The organism is Rhizobium sp. 01T444, assembly GCF_056398305.1.
In genome coordinates, this window is record NZ_JBFTPD010000258.1 from 1 (window position 1) to 621 (window position 621).

At 60.2% G+C, this 621-nt stretch carries 1 protein-coding gene; it reads left to right on the forward strand.

Annotation, left to right across the window (positions count from 1 at the left end):
• Positions 1-317 precede the first annotated feature (317 nt).
• On the forward strand, positions 318-621 hold a 304-nt coding region (locus tag AC1DTN_RS38315; RefSeq protein WP_477925408.1), incomplete at its 3' end, for a hypothetical protein.

A 621-nucleotide genomic window follows, 5' to 3' on the forward strand; every position in this document is an offset into this window, starting at 1 on the left:
AACGCCTTCAAGAAGCAGCAGGCCCATACGGCGCTGGCGGATGTCCATGCGTCCATCGAAGAACTCGCGCACTACCGTGAAACCTTTCTTCGCTTGCAAGATTAGGTAAAAACCCGGAGCCGTGCCATAATCGCTGGCTTCGCTGCCGGGGTTCCTCGTCAGGCAGCGTTTCTTGCATCTCCCTATCTTGCACATCGCGCCCGATTGAACGGGCCGCAGCAAGGGCGAAAGCCCCGGCTGAACGTCGTTGGATGGTTGATGTTTTTCACCACCCGACGGAGCGCCGCTTACGGCAGCGCTCGCGTATGAGACATTCAATGACCGACGCTTTTGTAGCGCAGGGCGAGTTCGCGCCTGTGCAATCCGACGAATTCGCTGTTGCTATTGCCAGTGAAGCCGGCGATTCCATTTCTTCTTCCACCGTTGAACTCGCGTTCGAGGCACTTGACGCGGTCGAGGCAGTCGAGCAACCGAAGGCGCCCAACGGCTTCATCAAGCTCGGCCTCGCCCCCGAACTGATCGCCGCCGTCGAAGACCTGGGCTTCACCCAGCCGACCACTGTGCAGCAGCAGGTGATTCCGCTCGCCATGTCCGCCAGTGCCAATGCGGACGGTGCCACGC